The sequence below is a fragment of the Streptomyces sp. YS-3 genome (assembly GCF_045257485.1).
In the GTDB taxonomy this organism is placed as follows: Bacteria; Actinomycetota; Actinomycetes; order Streptomycetales; family Streptomycetaceae; genus Streptomyces.
Map to the genome: position 1 here is coordinate 1 of NZ_JBJHPC010000545.1, position 4,824 is coordinate 4,824.

5 protein-coding genes, 1 tRNA gene and 1 pseudogene are annotated in these 4,824 nt (G+C 63.4%); 4 read left to right on the forward strand and 3 right to left on the reverse strand.

Translation table 11 applies throughout. From position 1 onward, the window contains the following. The first annotated feature begins 161 nt into the window (after positions 1-161). Positions 162-235 (forward strand) — tRNA-Pro (locus tag ACJA3G_RS30270). Positions 236-250: 15 nt separating this feature from the next. Here ACJA3G_RS30270 and ACJA3G_RS30275 read toward each other — a convergent pair. Next, positions 251-403, reverse strand: a complete 153-nt coding sequence (locus tag ACJA3G_RS30275) for a hypothetical protein (RefSeq protein ID WP_406556232.1) — start codon at positions 401-403, stop codon at positions 251-253. Between the two features lie 103 nt (positions 404-506). After that, positions 507-662: a hypothetical protein gene (locus tag ACJA3G_RS30280; protein WP_406556233.1), complete on the reverse strand. Its 156-nt coding sequence runs from the start codon at positions 660-662 to the stop codon at positions 507-509. Between the two features lie 211 nt (positions 663-873). Between ACJA3G_RS30280 and ACJA3G_RS30285 the strand changes: the two genes are divergently transcribed. From ACJA3G_RS30285 to ACJA3G_RS30295, 3 genes are all read left to right on the forward strand, one after another. Then, a complete protein-coding gene (locus ACJA3G_RS30285) occupies positions 874-2,154 on the forward strand; it encodes a DUF262 domain-containing protein (protein WP_406556234.1) in 1,281 nt (426 codons plus the stop codon). A 10-nt stretch (positions 2,155-2,164) separates the two neighbouring features. Continuing rightward, a complete protein-coding gene (locus tag ACJA3G_RS30290) occupies positions 2,165-2,905 on the forward strand; it encodes an MAE_28990/MAE_18760 family HEPN-like nuclease (RefSeq protein WP_406556235.1) in 741 nt (246 codons plus the stop codon). 551 nt (positions 2,906-3,456) lie between these two features. Continuing rightward, complete coding sequence (locus ACJA3G_RS30295) at positions 3,457-4,386, forward strand: phosphorothioated DNA-binding restriction endonuclease (RefSeq protein ID WP_406556236.1); 930 nt, start codon at positions 3,457-3,459, stop codon at positions 4,384-4,386. A gap of 15 nt (positions 4,387-4,401) precedes the next feature. On the opposite strand, the pseudogene ACJA3G_RS30300 reads toward ACJA3G_RS30295, so the two are convergent. Beyond that, positions 4,402-4,824 (reverse strand): annotated as a pseudogene (locus tag ACJA3G_RS30300) (hypothetical protein); the annotation flags it as partial.

Sequence of the window (4,824 nt, forward strand, 5' to 3'; positions counted from 1 at the left end):
GTCCTGGGGGCGGGCGCGGCCCGGGCCTAAGGTGCGCGTACGGCGGGGACCCTGTCCAACGGGGCCCCCACACCGCGCTCACCCCGCCCCCCGAAACCGGATTTCGTCTCCGGCCGCCGGTGGGCTAAAGTAAACGACGTCGCCGCGACAACCGGTGACATCGGGGTGTAGCGCAGCTTGGCAGCGCGCTTCGTTCGGGACGAAGAGGTCGTGGGTTCAAATCCCGCCACCCCGACAGCTAAGTACATGGTCAGAGGCCCTTTCCCTTCGGGGAGAGGGCCTCTGTCTGTTGCTGCGTGACTACCGCCTCGGAGGCGGCGGGGGTGCCGGAGATCCCGTTCATGGCGGTGGCTCCGGTCTGGATCACCGGGCGGATCTGCTTGCGGTAGACCTCCTCCGTCACAGCCGCGCTGGAGTGGCCGACCCGCTGGGAGATCTCTTCGAGCGGGATGCCTGCCCGGATCGGACAAGATCGAGACGAAGGACGCTCGGGTCTCTCGGGTGGCCTACTCGTGAGGCTTGAGCTCGATGCCGGGCAGCTGCGCGGCCCCGGCGAGAACCCTGCGGAACTCGCGCCGGACGTTCGCAGCGTCCAGGTCGATCCCCACGGCCGACGTGAAGACGAGTCCTCTCTCCTGCCAACTGACCAGCAGCCGCGACACGCTGTCAGCCTGAAGCTTCTACTGGACCCTCACGCGTCGATAGCTCGGCCGGACAGTGCAAGTGTGCAGTTCCTGGTATCCGTATCGCCGGAGCTCCGAACCGAGCGTCCCCGTTTGGGTCCCGCGTTGAGCAAGACCAGAGGACACTCGGACACATCAGCGGGCATGCCAAGGCTGCCCAAGTCGCTAGCAAGCGTATGACCCCCCGATCATGATCAACCCAAAACCGGGCATGACACCGGCCAAGGCCGCACAGCTGGCCTCGTCAACTTCCGTCCAGCTTCGGGAAATTACACAAATCGAGGACCTGGGCCGAACCAGGCTCTACGGTTGTCCGCGAGTGGTCGAAGGAGTCCAGTGGGAGCGAGGGCGCAGAGTGTCTACCAGACCAGATCAAGACCCCCTCTTCGACGAAGACGAGCAGGACGTCACCGCGGAACAGGCCGAGCCGCTCGAGGTCCCGATCGAGGAGCGTCGGCTAGTAACACAACCGTACGACCTGTCACTTGCAACGTTGGTGGACGACATCCATCGAGAGCGCCTTCTACTCAGCATCGAGTATCAGCGCAAGTATGTGTGGGACAGGGCGAAGGCTAGTCGGCTAATTGAGAGCTTCCTTCTTAATATCCCCGTCCCAGTCTGTTATTTTGCCGAGAATGAGGACGGGTCGTATGAAGTAATCGACGGCCTGCAGCGCATTCAAACCATCAAAGATTTTCTTACCGGCGAGTTCGCCCTCAGGGGAGTATCAGTAGTCAGCGAATTCGAGGGAATGTTCTACGAAGATCTTCCACTCAAGGAACAAAGGCGCCTCGGAAACCGGACCGTCCGATGCATCGTCATTACCGACGATTCCCACCCCGATATTAAATTTGACGTTTTCGAGCGCCTGAACACAGGTTCCGCCATGCTCGCCGCCCAGGAGCTGAGGAACTGCATTTACCGCGGACCCCTAAATTTCTTTCTAAAGGATCTGGCAGAGGAGCCGAGGTTTGCCCGCATCCTTGGCGGCCTCAAGAATAGCCGAATGGCTTACGAGGAGCTGGCTCTTCGATTCTTCTCTCTGCACGAAGACTTGGGCGGGTACCGTCCGCCATTGCGGCAGCTTCTCAATACATACATGCGCAAACATCGCAAAGGCGCACCAGACGCTGAGCCAATCCGCATCTTCCTGGAAACTTGTGATGCAGTTTCGAGCATCTTCGGATCGTCTGCCTTCAGATTGTCCAAAGATGGAAAACTGGGTGCTTTCAATAAGGCGCTATTTGATGCGATTATGCTGCCCCTCGCTTTTTCTGACAGGGGCTCCGCTGTCAGTAAGTCCGAGCAAGTTCGCGAGTTGCGAGAAGAGCTTCTCGACAGGGAAAGCTTCCAGACGGCCATCGGCAGGGCGACGGCCGACCGGAGTCGGATGCACGGGCGCGTGGGGTCTTTCGCTGCCGGACTTGTAAAATTGGGAGTACGTTGCGACCTCCCCTCACTTCCCGAATAGCGAGGGACCAGTGGCCGCTTCCGACCTTGAGTCCCTATCCGAGTTCAATGACAGCCTGCGAGAGGTCGAAACTCTTCTTGCGATTGTCCCACTCCAGCCGCTCGGGGTTGGCGGAGTCGCGGCCCAGGCGCATGACAGAGAGCTCGCCAATGCAGTTACGCGATCCTCCATCGTGATGCTGGTTTCACATTTTGAGGGGTTTGTGAAATCAGCACTTACGGAGCTGATAGATGAGATCTGCGAAGCGAAACCACCCACTCGGAGAATCCCGGAGGGTCTGCTCGAGTTGCATACCCGAGGTCGTATAGAGGAGATCTTTGGCACGGAAGGCCCTGAGCGAATCCACAAGACGCGGAGGCTATTTTCCGCCTACGCCTCGCTCTGGGATGCTGACCGTACGGTTAACCCGCAGGTGCTTTCTGCCAAGATCCTCACTCGCCAGTTCACCAACGCCAAGCCCGAAATCCTGGAGAGCGTATTCGGTATACTTGACGTCACCGATGTGATTTCCCAGATCGAGGTTCACGTGAATCGTGAGATCGCGGCCCGGGGTGACGAGGCGACGCGTGTCAGGGTCGAGGCAAAACTGAGAGAGATCGTAAACAGGAGGAACAAGATTGCACACGGAGATAGGACGGAAAAACCTACCCCCATTGAAGTACTAAATTATATAACCTTCCTGAAAGATGTCGCCAATTGCCTGGCTGGCGTAATTAAAAGCCGAATACTTCACTGCTGTTCTCTGAGGTGATTGGGTTTCGGCACACCGTGGATATCTGCCAGACGGAGATCAGGGCACTCCATCTGCCGATGTCGAGCACGTGGCTCATCACGATCGTCGCACGCGTCCTCCGCGATGTCGGGTCCACGCGCCCAGCCCCTGCAGGGGTGTCCTGAGCGCGGCTGCGCCTAGCGCCCTCTCGGGAGATCGGAATGACTGAGACAAGTGGCCCTGCCCCGCCTTGCGAGAGCTAGCTATGCGGCTCCCGCCGACTCGCCAGCTGAACATCAGGGCAAGGACTTGAGGTAAAGGTTTTGCGCAGGGCGGCGCTGGCGGTGGTATCGCGCATTCGGACCGGCAAGCAGGGGCAGCCCCGTGCCTGCGCGGCCACCACCCGGCACGGAGCTCCTCCCGCCGTCATGTCGGCGCGGGACGAGAGTCCCAGCAGGCAGGCACCGCGGCATCGGGGCACTGCGCCCTTGCTACCGAAGAGGCACTGTGACGCCGAAGGGGCGAGGCGCTGGGCGAGGAGGTGCCGCCCACGCATCGTCTTCTTCCGGGGCATCACTACGATCACCGTCATGGACTGGCTGGAGCGGGCCGCGAAGCTCAGGCAGTGGAATCGCGGTGGGGTGCGCGCGCCGCACAAGCCGTTGTTGCTGCTGTACGCGCTGGGGCGTTTTCAGGCCGATGCCGCGGACGAGTTGCCGTACAGCGCGGTGGAGGGGGATCTGAAGCGGTTGCTCGCGGAGTACGGTCCGCCGCGTGGGACCACGCCCGCCTACCCCTTTCACCACTTGGTCAGCGACGGGGTGTGGGAAGTGCGGACCCAGCGCGGCGTCGGCAGTCCTGGCACCGGGGTGCGGGACCTGCGGGCCCGTGGGGCCATCGGGCGGCTCGCGCCGGATCTTCAGGCCGCGCTCCGTCGGGAGCCCTCGCTGCTCGGCCGCATGGCACGGGTCCTGCTCGATCTGCACTTTCCGGCGTCGCTGCACCAGGACCTGTGCGACGCCGTGGGCCTGGAATTGAAGCTGGCCGAGACCGGTGATTTGGGCTCGGCCGGGAGGCGGCAGCGGGACCGGCGGATGCGGGAGATGGTGCTGACCGCGTACGAGTACCAGTGCGCCTTCTGTGGCTACGACGGGATGATCGGCGCCGTGCCCGTCGGGCTGGAGGCCGCGCATGTGCGCTGGTGGGCCTTCGAAGGCCCGGACGACGTCGACAACGGGCTGTGCCTGTGCTCGCTGCACCACAAGCTCTTCGACAAGGGCGTCCTCGGCCTGGACGACGGCCACCGCGTCCAGGTCTCGCAGCAGTTCGTCGGCCGCAGCCGCGCCGCCCGCGAGCATGTCACCGCCCTCGCCGGCCGACCGCTCACGGGACCGCAGCCCGGCGCACTGCCCGTCGCGGCGCGGCACCGCTCCTGGCACACCCGCCAGGTCTTCCGGGGCAGCCCGCGCCCCGGTTCGGGGGCGCTGTCCGGGGAACCTTCGCGCACGCCCGCCCGTTGAACCCTTCGCAACCCCCTACCGCACCGGCCGCGACGCCTCCACCTCGATTCCCTTCACCATCATCCGGTCGTCGTACGCCACCCGTACGAACTGGCCGTCCCGGAACGCGCTCAGGACCCGCTCGATCACGAACTGGCTGGGGTGCGGCAGGCGTACCTCGCGGCCGTTGACCCTCAGCGTCATCGCCGCCTCGATCCCCGGGAATGCGGCGATCGGCGCCTGTACCGCGGTGGCGTACGCCACGGAGTACTCGGGGGCTGTGGGGACTTGGGGTGCGGGTGTGGGTGCGGGTTGTGGCGGCTGCGGCTCACCGCCCGGCTGCCGCTGGAGCAGTGACTGGAACGGCTGCTGCCGGCCCAGTTGGTTCAACTGGTGCAGCTGGTGAAGTTGGTGCAGCTGTTGCTGGAGGTGTGGCCGGGCGGTGAGCCGCAGCCGCCA

Excerpts from the sequence above, each read along its gene's own strand:
- ACJA3G_RS30285 (WP_406556234.1), top strand. The coding sequence starts at position 874 with ATGATCAACCCAAAACCGGGCATGACACCGGCCAAGGCCGCACAGCTG.
- ACJA3G_RS30295 (WP_406556236.1), top strand. The coding sequence starts at position 3,457 with ATGGACTGGCTGGAGCGGGCCGCGAAGCTCAGGCAGTGGAATCGCGGT.